General features: G+C 59.1%; 15 protein-coding genes and 1 tRNA gene. 6 read left to right on the forward strand and 10 right to left on the reverse strand.

From position 1 onward, the window contains the following. Positions 1-42 precede the first annotated feature (42 nt). The 5 genes from AC3B6F_RS12620 to argC form a co-directional block, all read right to left on the reverse strand. Positions 43-1,332 carry an adenylosuccinate synthase gene (locus AC3B6F_RS12620; RefSeq protein WP_061929601.1) on the reverse strand — a complete coding sequence of 430 codons (1,290 nt, stop codon included), beginning with the start codon at positions 1,330-1,332 and terminating at the stop codon, positions 43-45. Positions 1,333-1,386: 54 nt separating this feature from the next. Continuing rightward, positions 1,387-2,526: an ATP phosphoribosyltransferase regulatory subunit gene (locus AC3B6F_RS12625; RefSeq protein WP_489824623.1), complete on the reverse strand. Its 1,140-nt coding sequence runs from the start codon at positions 2,524-2,526 to the stop codon at positions 1,387-1,389. Then, positions 2,523-3,683 (reverse strand): phosphoserine transaminase, encoded by a 1,161-nt coding sequence (locus AC3B6F_RS12630; protein ID WP_489824624.1) that lies wholly within the window; start codon positions 3,681-3,683, stop codon positions 2,523-2,525. Before AC3B6F_RS12630 ends, AC3B6F_RS12625 begins: the two co-directional genes overlap by 4 nt. 54 nt (positions 3,684-3,737) lie before the next feature. Then, positions 3,738-3,821, reverse strand: a tRNA-Leu gene (locus tag AC3B6F_RS12635). Positions 3,822-3,879: 58 nt separating this feature from the next. Further along, on the reverse strand, positions 3,880-4,785 hold the full coding sequence (argC, locus tag AC3B6F_RS12640; protein WP_062015999.1) for an N-acetyl-gamma-glutamyl-phosphate reductase: 906 nt from the start codon (positions 4,783-4,785) through the stop codon (positions 3,880-3,882). A gap of 194 nt (positions 4,786-4,979) precedes the next feature. On the opposite strand from argC, the gene mazG reads away from it, so the two are divergent. The 4 genes from mazG to AC3B6F_RS12660 all read left to right on the forward strand — a co-directional run bounded on the left by mazG (position 4,980) and on the right by AC3B6F_RS12660 (position 9,207). Continuing rightward, on the forward strand, positions 4,980-5,759 hold the full coding sequence (gene mazG, locus AC3B6F_RS12645; protein ID WP_489824625.1) for a nucleoside triphosphate pyrophosphohydrolase: 780 nt from the start codon (positions 4,980-4,982) through the stop codon (positions 5,757-5,759). Positions 5,760-5,874: 115 nt separating this feature from the next. Beyond that, positions 5,875-6,918, forward strand: a complete 1,044-nt coding sequence (gene queA / locus AC3B6F_RS12650) for a tRNA preQ1(34) S-adenosylmethionine ribosyltransferase-isomerase QueA (protein WP_062021918.1) — start codon at positions 5,875-5,877, stop codon at positions 6,916-6,918. Beyond that, positions 6,915-8,081, forward strand: coding sequence for a tRNA guanosine(34) transglycosylase Tgt (gene tgt, locus AC3B6F_RS12655; RefSeq protein ID WP_010504643.1), 1,167 nt, complete (start codon positions 6,915-6,917; stop codon positions 8,079-8,081). The genes queA and tgt overlap by 4 nt, the downstream gene beginning before the upstream one ends. A 67-nt stretch (positions 8,082-8,148) precedes the next feature. Continuing rightward, complete coding sequence (locus tag AC3B6F_RS12660) at positions 8,149-9,207, forward strand: purine nucleoside permease (RefSeq protein WP_489824626.1); 1,059 nt, start codon at positions 8,149-8,151, stop codon at positions 9,205-9,207. Positions 9,208-9,255: 48 nt separating this feature from the next. On the opposite strand, the gene AC3B6F_RS12665 is transcribed toward AC3B6F_RS12660, so the two are convergent. The 4 genes from AC3B6F_RS12665 to AC3B6F_RS12680 all read right to left on the reverse strand — a co-directional run bounded on the left by AC3B6F_RS12665 (position 9,256) and on the right by AC3B6F_RS12680 (position 13,608). Beyond that, the gene (locus AC3B6F_RS12665; protein ID WP_489824627.1) at positions 9,256-9,864 is read right to left on the reverse strand and encodes a nitroreductase family protein; all 609 of its coding nucleotides are present in this window, start codon (positions 9,862-9,864) and stop codon (positions 9,256-9,258) included. 127 nt (positions 9,865-9,991) lie between these two features. Continuing rightward, positions 9,992-11,083, reverse strand: coding sequence for a purine nucleoside permease (locus AC3B6F_RS12670; protein ID WP_489824628.1), 1,092 nt, complete (start codon positions 11,081-11,083; stop codon positions 9,992-9,994). Further along, positions 11,080-12,624 carry an adenosine deaminase family protein gene (locus AC3B6F_RS12675; RefSeq protein ID WP_489824629.1) on the reverse strand — a complete coding sequence of 515 codons (1,545 nt, stop codon included), beginning with the start codon at positions 12,622-12,624 and terminating at the stop codon, positions 11,080-11,082. Before AC3B6F_RS12675 ends, AC3B6F_RS12670 begins: the two co-directional genes overlap by 4 nt. A 75-nt stretch (positions 12,625-12,699) precedes the next feature. Further along, positions 12,700-13,608: a PhzF family phenazine biosynthesis protein gene (locus AC3B6F_RS12680; protein ID WP_489824630.1), complete on the reverse strand. Its 909-nt coding sequence runs from the start codon at positions 13,606-13,608 to the stop codon at positions 12,700-12,702. Between the two features lie 109 nt (positions 13,609-13,717). On the opposite strand from AC3B6F_RS12680, the gene queG reads away from it, so the two are divergent. Both queG and AC3B6F_RS12690 read left to right on the forward strand, forming a co-directional pair. Further along, positions 13,718-14,782 carry a tRNA epoxyqueuosine(34) reductase QueG gene (gene queG / locus AC3B6F_RS12685; RefSeq protein ID WP_489824631.1) on the forward strand — a complete coding sequence of 355 codons (1,065 nt, stop codon included), beginning with the start codon at positions 13,718-13,720 and terminating at the stop codon, positions 14,780-14,782. Beyond that, positions 14,779-15,003, forward strand: coding sequence for a ribbon-helix-helix domain-containing protein (locus AC3B6F_RS12690; RefSeq protein WP_211568251.1), 225 nt, complete (start codon positions 14,779-14,781; stop codon positions 15,001-15,003). Before queG ends, AC3B6F_RS12690 begins: the two co-directional genes overlap by 4 nt. A gap of 4 nt (positions 15,004-15,007) precedes the next feature. On the opposite strand, the gene AC3B6F_RS12695 is transcribed toward AC3B6F_RS12690, so the two are convergent. Next, the gene (locus AC3B6F_RS12695; protein ID WP_489824632.1) at positions 15,008-15,355 is read right to left on the reverse strand and encodes a hypothetical protein; all 348 of its coding nucleotides are present in this window, start codon (positions 15,353-15,355) and stop codon (positions 15,008-15,010) included. Between the last annotated feature and the right edge of the window lie 114 nt (positions 15,356-15,469).

Raw genomic sequence — 15,469 nt, forward strand, 5'->3', positions numbered from 1 at the left:
GAATTGAGGCTTCGTTAACAGATTGGAGATTCGCGAAAGAGATCAGTCTTCGAACGGATCGCGCATCAGGATCGTATCGTCACGTTCCGGGCTTGTGGATAGCAGCGTCACCGGTGCTTCGATCAGTTCTTCGATCCGGCGCACATACTTGATGGCCTGTGCTGGCAGCTCTCCCCACGACCGGGCACCAGCCGTGGTTTCCTGCCAGCCCGGCATCGTCTCGTAGATCGGCTTCACGCGGGCCTGCGCACCGGGTGCAGATGGGAAGGTGTCGATCTTCTTGCCGTCCAGCTCATAGCCAACGCAGATCGAAATTTCTTCCAGGCCGTCGAGCACGTCCAACTTCGTGAGCGCAATGCCCGTCACGCCGCCAACGCGCGCTGCACGACGCAGCATGACGGCATCGAACCAGCCACAACGACGAGGACGGCCAGTGACGGTGCCGAACTCATGACCACGCTCACCAATCGTGCGGCCAACATCATCGAACAGTTCGCTCGGGAACGGGCCTTCGCCCACGCGGGTTGTGTACGCCTTGGCAATACCCAGAACGAACCCAATGGAAGACGGGCTGACACCACTGCCGGATGCGGCAACAGCCGCGACCGTATTGGAGCTGGTCACGAACGGATAGGTGCCGTGATCGACGTCCAGCATGACGGCCTGCGCACCTTCAAACAGGATACGACGACCAGCACGACGGGCTTCATCCAGACGATCCCAGACCGGGCAGGCAAAGGACATGAGGCGCGGCGTGATTTCCGTCAGGAAGTCCTTGAGCTCTTCCTTCGTGAAGGTCTCAGCACCCAAGCCCGCCAGCAGCGTGTTGTGGTGCAGCAGAACTTCGTCCAGCTTCCAGTCCAGCGTCTCCGGCTCAGCCAGATCACAGACGCGAATGGCGCGGCGAGCAACCTTGTCTTCATAAGCCGGACCAATGCCGCGACCCGTTGTACCGATCTTCCGATCACCACGCGCAGCTTCACGCGCGCGATCCAGCGCACCATGTACTGGCAGGATCAGCGGAGCATTCTCGGCAATCCACAGCGTTTCCGGCGTGACCTTCAGGCCCTGTGCCGTCACGCGGTCAATCTCGGACATCAGGGCCTTCGGGTCGATAACGACGCCGTTGCCGATGACGCCGATCTGACCACGCACGAGACCCGATGGCAACAGCGACAGCTTGTAGACCTGATCGCCGACAACCAGCGTATGACCAGCGTTGTGACCACCCTGGAAACGGACAACGATATCAGCGCGACTGGCAAGCCAGTCTACAATCTTGCCTTTACCCTCGTCCCCCCACTGGGTTCCGATCACGGTGACGTTGGACATGAGCTGGCTTCCTCGACTTGGGATACAGGAGTGAAAATTCAGGAAAACTGAAGGTCAGAGCGCGTGAGCCGCGCCATCCCGCCAGAAATGGGTGCAACGCAGGTGACGCGCTTCGGCGGCAGGGTCTGCATCGGCCTCAAGAGCGGACACGGTCGCGAAACCCTGCGCATGCAAAGCCGCCATGTCTTCGCCGCTCAGACGCACGGGGACATAGCAGCGCGGGCGGGTCGGAGGCACCGGCGCCGCACGCAGAAGCGCCTGCGGACGGAGCGTCAAGCCACAGGCGGGCTCCTGACCGGCAACGTAGCGGCCACCCCGGCCAAGCTCCTCACGGGACGTCGTGGAAAACACCGTGATGCAAAGGCCAGTGTGATACTGCCAGCCCCGAAAATCGACAGGATCGACCGTCAGACGCAGAGAAGGAGCCCGCTCACGAATGGCAGCCACGGACGCCACCAGACGTTCGAAATGCGGCTGCACGCCTGCGGGGAAGTCTAGCGATGCCAGCATATCCAGCGCACGATCAGCAGGACCAGCGGCCTGAAGCATCACGGCCAGCATCTCTGCAATCGGACCGCCCAGTTCAGCAACAGAAGCAGCGTCCTTGCGATTCAATGCCTGAATCAGTTCATCCTGATCAGCTGCTGGAATGGCACTCTCGATGAGGCCAAGAGCCAGAGCTGGCATGGACAGATCAAAAGACACACCCTTGATACCGAGTTCTTCGAGAGCCGTCGCACCAAGCGCCACCACCTCGGCATCAGCCTGAGCGGAATCCGGGCCAATCAGTTCAATCCCGGCCTGCGACACCTGACGATCAGCCTCGCGGCCCGGCGTCCCGATAACGATGCAGCTTCCGGAATAGGACAGACGCAGCGGACGCGGAGCATCCTGCAGGCGCACACTGGCAATACGCGCAATCTGCGTCGTCATGTCCGGGCGCAGCGCCATCATGCGATGGGAACTCGGGTCCATCAGGCGGAAGGTCTGGGTGGAAAGTGCCGAGCCGGAACCGTTCAGAAGAGACGTTTCGAATTCCAGCATGGGCGGACGGACGCGCTCGTACCCATGACGGGAGAACGCTTCCATGACACAGGCAATGCCACGGGCTTCCGCCTCGGCTTCTCCCGGCAAAAGATCAGAAAAGCCGGACGGTAAAAGGGCAGCGCTCGGGGTCTCGGAATACAGGCTCATGCAGAAAACTCCTCGCGCGTGCACTCATAAGCCCAGTCCAGCCACGGCAGGAGAGCCTGAATGTCTTCCGCATTCACTGTCGCCCCTCCCCAGATCCGCAGCCCGGCCGGGGCATCTCGATAGGACGCGAGGTCATAGCCTGCCCCTTCCTGCGCGACCAGCCCAGTCAGGCGCTTCACGACCTTACCCTGCGCTTCTGGAGAAAGCGCTTCGAACCATGGCGCAGAAATTTTCAGACAGATGGATGTGCAGGACCGTGTCTCAGGCAGTTCAGCAAGGAAGGATACCCAGTCGGTCTTTTCCACCCACTCGGCAACGACTGCCAGACTGGCCAGAGAACGAGCTTTCAGGGCTTTAAGACCCCCGACGCTTTCTGCCCAGCACAATCCGTCCAAAGCATCTTCGACGCAGAGCATGGATGGGGTGTTGATGGTATCGCCTTCAAAAACGGCTTCCATCAGGCCCTTCTTGTTCGCCAGACGGAAAATTTTCGGCAGCGGACGCGGAGACGCCTCAGCCAAACGGGCAGCAGCGCGCGGGCTGATGGCAAGCATGCCATGAGCAGCCTCTCCGCCCAGCGCCTTCTGCCAGGACCACGTAACGACATCGAGACGATCCCACGGCAGATCCATCGCGAAAGCCGCAGACGTGGCATCGCAGATCACAAGACCTTCATGCTCTGCCGGAATAGCATCTGCATTCGGAATACGGACACCGGATGTCGTGCCATTCCATGTCAGGACGACATCGTGGGACCAGTCCACAGCCGAAAGATCAGGAAGCTGTCCATAAGGCGCTTCGTGAACACGGAGGTCTTCGATTTTTAGAACGTCCCGCAGATCCTGCGCCCATGTTCCGGAAAAACTCTCGAAAGACAGAACGTCCATGCCACGTTCGCTACCGGCCAGCGCCCACAGAACCATTTCCACAGCGCCGGTATCAGATGCCGGGACGACTGCGACTCGCCAGTCAGCCGGGATGCCGAGCACATTCTTGGAGCGTGTAATGACCTCTTTAAGACGCGCACGGCCTTCAGGGGCGCGATGCGAACGGCCTAGAAGAGCCTGATCGAGTGCTGAGAGAGACCATCCGGGGCGTTTTGCGCAGGGACCGGAGGAAAAGAACGGGCGGGAGGGTTTGACACTCGGCTTGGACATGCTCGTTCCGGGCTAAACGGTCCTCGGGTGCAGCCAGACTGGTGCGCCCGGTTTTGGTGCGAGAGGGGGGATTCGAACCCCCATGCCTTTCGGCGGTCGATTTTGAGCCGACTGCGTCTACCGTTCCGCCACTCTCGCTCGAACGGCCCAGACCCTAGTGCATTCCTGAGCAAAGGACCAGACCGTAAAGAAAAAATCAGAGACCCAGCATCAAAAGAAGGTTCTGGATGGCGGCACCTGAGGCGCCCTTGCCCAGATTATCAAGCCGCGCCGTCAACAAAACCTTCTCACCAGAGGGGCTGCTGTGGACCCGAAGCTCCATATTGTCCGTGTTTGCGAGCGTGTCGGCAAGCAGTTTGGGCTCGGATGGCAGGACACGCACATGCTCACAGCCGCGGTAAGCTTTTTCCAGCGTGGCCTCCAGATCGCGCGGCGTAGGATGCCCCGGCAGATCGGCAAGATGCAGCGGGATGGACACGATCATGCCCTGTGGAAAATGCCCGACGGACGGGACAAAGACCGGCTGACGGGTCAGACCTGAGTAATGCTGGATTTCCGGCAGGTGCTTGTGTTCGAGCGTTAGGCCATACAGGAAAAACGCTGGGCCACCATCGCGCTCATGGGCTTCAATCGCAGAGCGTCCTGCCCCACTGTAACCCGAAACCGCGTTAATGGAGATGGAATGATCCGCCGGGATCAGCCCTGCCCGAACGAGTGGCCGCAGAAGCGCGATCGCCCCAGTTGGATAACATCCCGGATTCGCAACATGTGTCGCCCCACGGATGAGCGCGCCCTGTTCCTCATCCAGTTCTGGCAGACCATAGACCCAGCCATCCGCAATCCGATGAGCCGTACTCGCATCCAGAATACGGACATTCAGCCCCTCTGCCAGCGCGACCGTTTCGCGCGCGGCATCATCGGGAAGGCAGAGAATGGCAACATCCGCCTGAGACAGCATCGCGCGGCGCGCATCCGCATCTTTTCGCAGGCCTGGCTCGATTGACAGCAGTTCGATCCCATAAGTCTCGGGAAGCGCCTCAATGCGCTGACGAATTCCCAGCCCCGTGGTTCCAGCTTCGCCGTCAATAAAAATCCTGGCCATGTCCATCGTATCCGGTCTGCAAAAATGTCCGGCACAGAGAAATTCCGCCAGCCGGGCCGCCCTTCTTACTCTTTTATTCTATGGCATGTCATCCCGGCACTGGAGCAACGAACGCTCCATCCTTTCTGTGACCCCGCCACATAGGATATACTGCTTGGCTGGATATTCCCCCGGATCAAGCGTCAGGAGCCGTTATGACCCAGCCCGTCCGTCAGATTGACCGCCTTCTGGACATTATGAAGCGCCTGCGGGATCCGGAAAACGGCTGCCCGTGGGATGTGGCACAGACGCCAGAGACGATCGCGCCTTTCGCTATCGAAGAAGCCTATGAGGTGATGGACGCCATTGCCCGCGATGACAGTGACTCCCTGCCGGATGAACTGGGAGATCTGCTGCTTCAGGTCGTGTTTCAGGCGCAGATGGCGCAGGAAAAAGGACTGTTCGACTTTGACGCCGTAGCCGGGAAAATCGCAGACAAGATGGTGCGTCGTCATCCCAATATTTTCAGCGATGTCGAGCATGACGAAGACCTCTGGGAGCGAACCAAGGAATCCGAACGGCACGACAAAGCCGAATATGGCGCTTTGGCGGGGATTGCCCCGAATCTTCCAGCACTGGTCCGTGCTGCAAAGCTCTGTCGTCGTGCAGCACGGGTGGGGTTTGACTGGGATGACCCGTCAGGTGTGCTGGAGAAAGTGCAGGAAGAGATCGGTGAGTTGAAAGCCGAACTGGACGGAGACCGGGACCGGATCGAGGATGAACTTGGGGATGTCCTGTTCACGATGGCCAGTCTTGCCCGTAAGCTCGGGATAGACCCGGAAGCCGCTTTGCGTCGCAGTAACCGGAAGTTCACGCGTCGCTTCGAAGCCATGGAAGCCAGTCTTGCGACAGAAGGCAAGACGATCGGTGAGCAGGATCTGGAAACGCTGGAAGCACTCTGGCAGACCGTCAAGAAACAGCCGGGCATGCGCTGAAAAATATCTCCCGCCACAGATTTCACGCAAAAAAACAGACGCTTTGACCAAAAAGATACGCCGGACCAGTCGGTCCGGCGTTTTCATGTGGGCTGAACCTGCTACAGAGCATCCCATGACGGATGAACTCGCCCAGTTCGATTTCGAACTCCCCCGCGACCATATTGCGACCGAACCCGCCAGACCGCGTGACAGCGCAACGCTACTGCATGTCCGCCCCGGCCATGCCCCTGACCAGCGGATCATTCGCGATCTTCCCAGCCTGCTGCGGGAAGGCGATCTCCTGATTGCCAATAATACGGCCGTCATCCGCGCCCAGCTTTCCGCCACACGCGGCGAAGCAAAAATCGGCATCACGCTGGACCGGATTCTGGCGGATGGAAGCTGGCATGCGCTCGCCCGCAACTCCCGCAAGCTGAAGCCGAACGATACGCTGAATTTTGGCGATGATCCGGTCACGGCCTCCGTTGTGGAAAATGAAGGCGATGGCGCCGTCAGCATCCGCTTTTCCGTCGAAGGCGACGCGTTCGATGCCTTCCTCGAACGCGTGGGGGCGTTGGCCCTTCCGCCCTATATCGACCGTCCTTTCGGGCCGACCGTGCAGGATGACAGCGATTACCGGACGATCTTTTCCGAACATCGCGGGGCTGTGGCGGCTCCCACTGCGGGTCTGCATTTCACGCCAGACCTTCTGGCCGCGCTCGACGCAAAAGGCATCCAGCGCCGGACACTGACGCTGCATGTCGGTGCTGGCACGTTCCTGCCCGTCCGATCCTCCATTGCCGAACATCGTATGCATGCGGAATGGGGCGAGATCGACGCGGAGACGGCGCAGGCCATCAATGAAACACGCGCCCGGGGTGGCCGTGTTGTTGCTGTCGGAACCACGTCTCTCCGCCTGCTGGAAAGTGCGGCGCAGGAAGACGGTACGGTTCAGCCCTGGCGGGGCGAGACGTCCATTTTCATCAAGCCGGGCTATCGCTTCAAGGCCGTAGACCTGCTCATGACCAATTTCCACCTGCCGCGCTCGACGCTCTTCATGCTGGTCTGCGCGTTCAGCGGCACCGACACCATGCGTGAGGCCTATGCCTACGCCATCGCCAACGGGCTGAGGTTCTATTCCTACGGCGATGCCTGCCTTCTGGAGCGAGCACCATGACCGAACAGGCCACAAAAATGACGTGGGTTCCGGAAGCAACCTGCGGACAGGCCCGCGCTGGCCATCTGCACACCCGTCACGGCACTGTCCCGACCCCGACCTTCATGCCCGTTGGCACGGTCGGCACCGTGAAGGGCATGACCATGGATGCCGTCCGGTCCACGGGCGCAGGCATTGTTCTGGGCAACACCTATCATCTGATGCTGCGCCCGACGGCGGACCGCGTGCAGAAGCTGGGCGGCCTGCACAAAATGATGGACTGGTCCGGCCCGATCCTGACGGATTCCGGGGGGTTTCAGGTCATGTCCCTCGGTGCGCTCCGCAAGCTCGATCAGGACGGTGTGACGTTCCAGTCCCATATTGATGGCAGCAAGCATCGCCTGTCTCCAGAGATCTCGACGGACATCCAGTACAAGCTGGATGCCACGATCACCATGGCGTTCGATGAGTGCCCTGCGCTGCCCGCTACGCCGGAGACACTTCGCAAGTCCATGGAACTCTCCATGCGCTGGGCGGCCCGCTCCCGTGAGGCTTTCACCGCGCGTGAAGGCTACGGGCAGTTCGGTATCGTACAGGGCGGCACAGAACGGGACCTGCGCGAATATTCGGTCAAAGCGCTGACGGAGATCGGCTTCGAAGGCTATGCGATCGGCGGTCTGGCGGTGGGCGAAGGTCAGGAACTCATGTTCTCGACCCTTGATTTCACAACGCCCCTGCTTCCGCAGGACAAGGCTCGCTATCTCATGGGCGTCGGCACGCCGGACGACCTGCTAGGGTCAGTCATGCGTGGTGTGGACATGTTCGACTGCGTAATGCCGTCCCGTGCCGGTCGCACGGCGCGCGCCTATACGGAGCGCGGCTACATCAACCTGCGCAACGCACGCTTTGCCGAAGACACGCGCCCCATCACGCCACATGACGACAGCCCGATGGCTGGCCGTTACACCCGCGCCTATCTGCATCACCTGTTCCGGGCTGGAGAGATGCTCGGCCCAATGCTGCTGACATGGCACAATCTGGCGTATTACCAACGCCTGATGCGGCAGATCCGGGCCGCTATCGTGGATGGCACGCTGAACGAACTGGCGATCAAGCTGCGTGAGGACTGGTCCAAGGGAGACTGGACCGAAGATGAATGGCCCATGCCCTCTCTCGCTTTGTAAGTTTTCATTCTGATCCTGTTCCAATAATGTGTTTCCCCAACGACGTTCAGTTTTGGGGAATACGGATTTGAAACGCTTCAATGCAGGCTTGGCTCTTGCCGGGCTTCTCTGTGCGGGCAGCGCTCTGGCTGCCCCACACAAGGAAGAAATCAAGGTTCTTGTTGTTGCCAACTGGGAAGTCGGCGCGGACAAGGGCGATGAGCCTGGCGAATATCAGGACTGGGTGGAGCGTCTCCATCTTGATGAAGAACGCCCCATTCGCGGCGTACGGGAAAAGCTCCGCCGCAATGCGGATGGCGTGTACGGCATCGCCCTGAAAAGCGGCAGCATTGACCTGCACGCGCTTGCGCTCGATCCGCATTATGATCTGACGCACACTTACTGGATTTTCACCGGCATTTCTGGCGTGAACCCGAATGTTGCGTCCGTAGGTAGTGTGGCCTGGGCGCGCTGGGTTGTGGACGGCGATGCGTTGCGTGAAATCGATGACCGCACGGTTCCGAAAGGCTGGCCATATGGGTTGTACGCCATCGGGGCGGACAAGCCGGACACGCTGCCAGCCAACGCAAACCATTATGGTTCTGTCACGGATGTTGCGGAACTCAGCAAGGCCTATCCTCTCAATCAGGGTCTGGCGAACTGGGCCTTCAACCTGAGCAAGAACACCCCGATGGCAGACGATCCCGCCATCGCCGAGCGCCGGAAGGCCTGGAAAGGCTTCCCCAATGCCCAGAAGCCGCCCATGCTCATCATGGGTGAGACGCTTGGGGCGCTTCGTTACTGGCATGGCCCTTCCCGCAACGAGTGGGCGGAAAAATGGGTCAAGCTCTGGACGAAGGATCAGGGCCAATTCGTCATGACCAATGAGGAAAGCCAGACCTATCAGCTTGATATGCGGACATTGGCCCGTCTTGGGTATGTTGATCTGAACCGCGTCATGGTTCTGCGCTCAGCGAGCAATTTTGATATGCCGCCCCCAGGCGTGCCGATCACCGAAAGCATCGGCGACGAAGCTCCTGGCCAGAAACTCGCGTTCGACAACAACGAGCGTGCAGGTGAGCCGGTTGTCCATGAACTTATCGCACATTGGACAACATACCGGACACATATTCCCGGCCAGAACTAAGACCGTCTGGCTCTGGAAGGTGCGAGAGCGGCCTCCAGAGCCAGTTTATCAGAACCGGTTTTCGATCATGATTTCGGAAACCGGCAGCGCACCGCCCGAGGGCTTCGGAGCTGAGGCCGCCTTTCCGATCGCCACAAACATGATGATCTCATGGTCTTCCGGCAGATTGATAAGCTTGCCGACGGCATCGAAGTCAAAACCATCCATCGGGCAGGTTCCATATCCCATGCTCTCGGCCACCAGCATGATGGCAGCCGCCGCCATGCCACAGGACCGCATCCCCTCATCTCGCTGCACCTGCTCGCGGCCCCGGTAATATTGGTCAATGGCGCCAACCATGTACTCCCGCACGGCGTCAGGGGCATTTTCCCAGTAGCGCTCAGGCGACTTTTCCCAAGCCTTGATGTCCGCACACAGAACGATCAGCGCAGAGGCATCCGTTACCTGCGACTGGTCCCACGAAACAGCACGCACCTGCTTGCGCAACTCCGGGTCCTTGAGAGCCACGAAGCGCCAGTTCTGGATGTTGAACGCCGTTGGCATCCGGCGCGCCAGACCGAGGATGGTTTCGAGATCCTTCTCTGGCATGACGTGCGCAGCATCGAAATGTTTGGTCGCACGGCGCTGAAGAATGGCGGAAGAAACATCGAGGGTCATGGGAATCCAATCAAATGAGACGAGGGTGTTCTGTTCGAGACGAACTATGTCTTGTGACGATACACGCAAAAAATGCCCGCCGGTTCAACCCGGCGGGCATTTTCATTACAACGTCACAGCAGAGCTGTTATTCCGCGCCAGGAATGCTTTTCTCGTACTTGTCCCAATGCGTGGCGAGTTCCCGAACAACGACACTGCCAACTGTATAAGCCGCTTCAACGGACGGAATAAACGCAGAGTAACTGCCCTCATGCGCCTCTTCCGCCAGAAGTTCCGCCGCTGTCTGGCCGGGATACTGCATGTCAAAATTGCTGGTCGTCCGCAGGATCAGCGCGCGCTGCGGATCAACACGTCCTGCCTTCGCCTGAGCCGCCAACGCCTGACAGAACGCAACATCCTCTTCCGCCGTCGTGGCCAGCGTGCCCTGATTGTCCGTCCAGTAGCGCACCCAGCGCTCGGCCCAGGCATTCATTTTCTCGCCAACCCAGAAGGTCTCACCGGAAATGGTATCGCCCATCATGACAGATGGAGCCTTCAGGGCTTCAGGATATCCCTTGTAACGGGCGCGGGACGCCTGAAGACCGGGCGTGTCCGGCAGGGTCATGTTTTTCGTCAGGCCATAGGCCCACTGCACAAGCTGCGGATTGAAGGTGTAAACCATGTCCCCACTGACAGAGTGCAAAGGAGGGCGGGGTTTTTCGTCCGGCACACTGCCCTGAACCGGCGTAAATCCATCAGGCCAGGATTTCGGAATTTCCCGCGGATCAATCAGATGCGACAGGCCACCATTGATCACACGCGGTGCCCAGATGGCAGACCCGACCGTGCCGAACTTCGGATCAACACCACCAATTCCGGCCAGCACGAAATAAGCGTGCTTCAGATCAAAGCGCGGATCAAGAACAAGGGCCGTGATGGCCGATGCCATATGCTCCGGGCCTTCCCCGGACGCGATACCCAGAACATGCAGTTCCGGATTGTAGTGCATGACGTCATGGTCTGTGCCCGGGGCAGGAATTTCCTGTGCGAGCGGGAGCTTTTCAACCCAGTTCTGATACTCGCCCGGCGTGTCGCCCGTGTCCTTGCCAAGCTCAAATGTCGTAACCACCACCACACGCACGGGAATGGAATGGCTCTTGGCAGAGGCGTTGGAGACGCTGCTTGAAATAGCGAGGACGGACAGGGCAGTTGCCCCAAGAAGGGTTTTCAGGCGGGTCATTGATAGAGGCTTTCGTGAGGAGCGGAATTTTCAAAAGCAGCAAACCGCGTTTCAAGCTGCCACTGGAGGCGGGCTTTTTCGCTGGCTTTCAGCAGCTCGGCACAAGGGCCGCTTTCAGGCTGTGCGGAGGAAATGGTCTGACAGGCTGCAACAGGTTTACCCACCTGATGAGCGTCCCAAAGGCTCTCACCCGGAATAAACGCATATTCCAGACCGGTCCGGGACATCTGTTTCAGGTCAGCATAGCTCAGGTTGTAGGTTTGAGCAGCGCGAAGATATTCCTGCGTCAGATCACCGCGGGAGACACCTTCATCATCCGTTGAGAGCGCAACGGGAACCCCGGCCCGACGATACAGCGGTAGCGGATGCTCAGCCCCCTTCACGTTCAGGATCTCGTCATTGCTCGTCAGGTTGATTTCCACCATGACGTGCTTTTTGGCCATCTCGGCAAGCAGCCCGGCGACGTCGTCTTCCGAGGCAATATCGACACCATGGCCAATGCGCTTGGCGCCAGCAATTTCGATGGCTTCCCGAATGTGATGCTTCAGGCCTTCCGGCGGAACCAGCTTGCCTGTCAATTCACCAGCATGAAGGCTGAGATTCACACCCGGATAGACCTGCGAGAGGAACTGAAACATCCGCATATGCAGGCTGTAATCCCGCATCGCGACTGTATCATCCTCAGGGGCAACAATATTGACACCGACGAACCGTGGGTCGGCCTTCACAACGGCATACCCGGCATCAAGCTGCGCATAAACGGCCTGAGGCGGCAGGATACGAAGCGTCTGGAACAGATAATGGACGCGTACGCCACAGCCGGGATGCGCCTTGGCCGTGCCGCATTGAAGAATGGTCTGCGCCTTATGTTCCATTGCGTCGGTTTCGCGACGGGCCTGCGCAACGAGTGCTGGAATTTCCCCCTTGAGAGCCTGATGGGCAGCCGCGAAATCCTCGTCCTTGAAAGGATGACGGAAACCTGCGCCGATCATGCTGCCAAGGGCGGGGGAAATCATGGGCTCGATATAGGTGATGTGATCGGCAGCCGCACGGTCCATCGCTTCAGCGAGCATATCGCCCTGATGGTCTTTCTCAATCGCATCGAAATGCCGGAAAGACGTAAAGAAATGGTCATGCCCTGAACGATCGGAGGCTACTGGAACGAAATCCCGCATCGACATCGCATCGATCATCTGGTTCGTGGCTTTTTCATTCCCCACCAGCGCCGAAGCGGGCATTTCATCACCCTTCCCGTGCGGGCAGGCGTGATCCAGAATATCGAGCGTCTTCAAAGAAACGCACAGACCATCCTTTGCCGCCCAGTCCAGCATATTTTCTGCATAGATCGCACCCGAGAGGTGGATATGCAGATCCGCTCCTTTCGGAAAAGCCCGCAGGAACAGGCCGAGCCGGACCGGATCAGCCCGGACGGCGTTATAAGTCTGTTCAATGGAAGACGGAGTTTCAGCCCTAGCCAAAGGAGACAGAGCCGTCAGGGACAGGGCAGCCGCTACAAGAACGGACGGAAGGGTGCATCGCATCACAGTACGATGCCGCCTGCCCACGTCTCTGACAAGACATTTTCAGAACGTTATAAACTCTGCAACAACCCGTTCTTAAACTGCGCTTTCCAAAGAGAAAGCCCCTTCCATGACCGGGACGCAGGACCCGGCCACATAAGCCCGACCCGCTTCTGTTCTGGCTTCCAGAAGGCTCGGCCGTCCCATATCCACCCCCTGCGTGAAGGTCAGGGACAGATCGGCGCCATTCTCCAGTGCAGACAAGAACGCGACGGCCGCAACTGTGGCACTCCCCGTCGCGGGATCTTCGGCAATCCCATCCAGTGGTGAGAACATGCGCCCCTGAATGTCGCTGCCTTTTTCAAACGCGCTTTCCCCCGCATTGCGCGTATAAGCATACACGGAGCTAATTCCGTTGGAGGCGAGGAGCCTGCGATGCGCAGCAAGCTCTCCATAAGCGCGACGCAACGCATCACGGGACGCAAGCTCGACAATCAGGAACGGCAGCCCGACCGACACAACCTGGGGCGCATGGTGATCCGTACGAATATCTTCCGGTTCAAGTCCCAGACACGCCGCCGCATTTTCAGGGATCATCCGGCTCCGGCGTGTCATGGCTTCCGGTGCCATGAGCTCCGCCCGAACGACACGTCCGTTCTCACGCTCCAGCCGCACAGGAACAAGACCGGCTTTTTCTTCAAACAAAAGCGTTTCCGGCAGATCGCCCCCCTGCGCTTCGGCCTGTCGAGCCAAGGCGAAAGCCGTGCCGATATTCGGATGACCGGCGAAGGGCAGTTCTCCGGCTGGCGTAAAGATACGGACATGCGCCGTATGATCCGCCTCTACAGCAGGGAGCACGAAAGTTGTCTCGGAATAACCAAACTCAATGGCAAGTTTCTGCATCTGTTCGGTGGACAGCCCCGCCGCATCCAGCACGACAGCCAGAGGATTGCCCCCGAAAAGCTGGTCCGTGAAAACATCCAGGGTGACATAGGAACGACGCATAACCGGTTCTCTCATCGGAGAATGAAGACATCCCATCATGTCTGATTGGCCCGTTGGGGGAAAGATGGCGTAAACTGCTGATTCTGCTTTTCCTCCATCTGCTGAGCGCATGACATTACGCCCGTCCCCCTCCCGCCCCGGACGCTCCCTTGAGGAACGGATCGAGGACCATGCCCGACATCTGGGATTCGATGCCGTGGGCTTCTGCGCGGCGGAGCTTGGCCCGGATGTGGAGGCCGGACTGCGCGCTTTTGTTGCACAGGGCCATCACGGAACGATGGAATGGATGGAGACGCGCATCGAGCAACGGAGTCACCCGCAGGCCCTCTGGCCCGAAGCCCGCAGTGTCATTTCCCTCGCTGTCTGTTACGCCCCCGCCGAAGACCCGGATGCAACGCTGCGTCAGCCGGATCGGGGCAATATCTCCGTCTATGCCCGCAATCGCGACTATCATGACGTCATCAAGGGGATGCTGAAGCATCTGGCGCAGTTCGTCGTCAAACTGGGCGACGAAACCACACAGGTGAAGGTTTTCGTCGATACAGCTCCCGTTTCAGAACGCGCTCTGGCTGAAAAAGCGCATCTGGGCTGGCAGGGCAAACATACCTGTCTGGTGTCCCGCACCCATGGTTCATGGCTTCTTCTGGGGGAAATCTACACGACGCTGGATTTGCGCCCATCCGAGCCCAGGGGGGGAAGCTGCGGCACCTGCACGAGTTGCCTGACAGCCTGCCCCACAGATGCCTTCCTTGGCCCCTATCGCATGGATGCGCGGCGGTGCATTTCGTACCTGACCATCGAGCACAAGGGACCGATCCCGCATGACCTGCGGGAGAAGATGGGCAACCACATCTATGGCTGTGACGACTGCATCGCCGCCTGCCCTTGGAACCGCTTCGCCGAAGCCTCCCGCCACATCAAGCTTCAGGCCCGACCTGAACTGATCGAGCCGAAACTGGCAGAGTTGGCAGCTCTGGATGATGCAGCTTTCCGCGCGCTTTTTTCGGGCTCTCCCGTCAAGCGCATCGGCCGCAATCGCTTTGTCCGCAATGTTCTGATCGCGATCGGCAATTCAAACGACCCGGAACTCGTACCTTCCGCCCAAGCCCTGCAATCCGACCCTGACCCCGACATTGCCGAAACGGCCCGTTGGGCTCTGGAGCGCCTGACATGAGTGACCTCGTCAAACGCAGCCTGTCACTTTCCGGACACCGGACATCCGTGGCCCTTGAACCTGAGTTCTGGGCCGTACTGGATCAGATGGCTGAACAGCGGTCTCTCAGTTTTGCGGCCCTTGTGGCGTCCATCGATGCAAAGCGGACGCCAGAACGCCCATTAGCGTCTGCGTTGCGTGTTGCAGCTCTGACGGAGAGCAGACGCCTGGACACGCCGTGAGAAACTATTTTGCGCTGGAAGACGCATCCATCCATTCAGGATGCTTACGCTGAATCCAGTTCAGCGCCTTTTCCATAAGCCGCCGGAAGAACGGGATGTCCTCAGACAGCAACAGAACACCGACCGGAATCATCCAGACACCCAGAACCGGTAAAAACGCCATGCATCCCCCCAGCATGAACAGAATACCCGCCGGGATACGCACCCATTTCCGCTCTGGCTTTCGAAGCCATGTCAGAGTCTTCTGCATCCATTCCGGCAGTTTTCTAATTAGCGCCTGCATCTGCTCTTCGTAATCATTAGAGCTCTGTGACCGGGTCACAGGCAAATGCGGACTCGTGTTGCTGGTCATGAGAGAATCGGCTTCTTTTGTCATGCCTCTACAACACCCGGCAGGCAGCGGAGATCCAGTTTTTTCTCTGATCCATATCTGTCCGATCTGTCATTTGCCGCTTTCCGGGACCAT

The sequence above is a fragment of the Gluconobacter sp. ESL1110 genome, assembly GCF_058107395.1.

Excerpts from the sequence above, each read along its gene's own strand:
- AC3B6F_RS12620 (WP_061929601.1), bottom strand. The coding sequence starts at position 1,332 with ATGTCCAACGTCACCGTGATCGGAACCCAGTGGGGGGACGAGGGTAAA.
- queG (WP_489824631.1), top strand. The coding sequence starts at position 13,718 with ATGACATTACGCCCGTCCCCCTCCCGCCCCGGACGCTCCCTTGAGGAA.
- AC3B6F_RS12680 (WP_489824630.1), bottom strand. The coding sequence starts at position 13,608 with ATGCGTCGTTCCTATGTCACCCTGGATGTTTTCACGGACCAGCTTTTC.
- AC3B6F_RS12630 (WP_489824624.1), bottom strand. The coding sequence starts at position 3,683 with ATGTCCAAGCCGAGTGTCAAACCCTCCCGCCCGTTCTTTTCCTCCGGT.
- AC3B6F_RS12690 (WP_211568251.1), top strand. The coding sequence starts at position 14,779 with ATGAGTGACCTCGTCAAACGCAGCCTGTCACTTTCCGGACACCGGACA.
- queA (WP_062021918.1), top strand. The coding sequence starts at position 5,875 with ATGACGGATGAACTCGCCCAGTTCGATTTCGAACTCCCCCGCGACCAT.
- AC3B6F_RS12695 (WP_489824632.1), bottom strand. The coding sequence starts at position 15,355 with ATGACCAGCAACACGAGTCCGCATTTGCCTGTGACCCGGTCACAGAGC.
- mazG (WP_489824625.1), top strand. The coding sequence starts at position 4,980 with ATGACCCAGCCCGTCCGTCAGATTGACCGCCTTCTGGACATTATGAAG.
- AC3B6F_RS12670 (WP_489824628.1), bottom strand. The coding sequence starts at position 11,083 with ATGACCCGCCTGAAAACCCTTCTTGGGGCAACTGCCCTGTCCGTCCTC.
- AC3B6F_RS12675 (WP_489824629.1), bottom strand. The coding sequence starts at position 12,624 with ATGCGATGCACCCTTCCGTCCGTTCTTGTAGCGGCTGCCCTGTCCCTG.
- tgt (WP_010504643.1), top strand. The coding sequence starts at position 6,915 with ATGACCGAACAGGCCACAAAAATGACGTGGGTTCCGGAAGCAACCTGC.
- argC (WP_062015999.1), bottom strand. The coding sequence starts at position 4,785 with ATGGCCAGGATTTTTATTGACGGCGAAGCTGGAACCACGGGGCTGGGA.
- AC3B6F_RS12625 (WP_489824623.1), bottom strand. The coding sequence starts at position 2,526 with ATGAGCCTGTATTCCGAGACCCCGAGCGCTGCCCTTTTACCGTCCGGC.
- AC3B6F_RS12665 (WP_489824627.1), bottom strand. The coding sequence starts at position 9,864 with ATGACCCTCGATGTTTCTTCCGCCATTCTTCAGCGCCGTGCGACCAAA.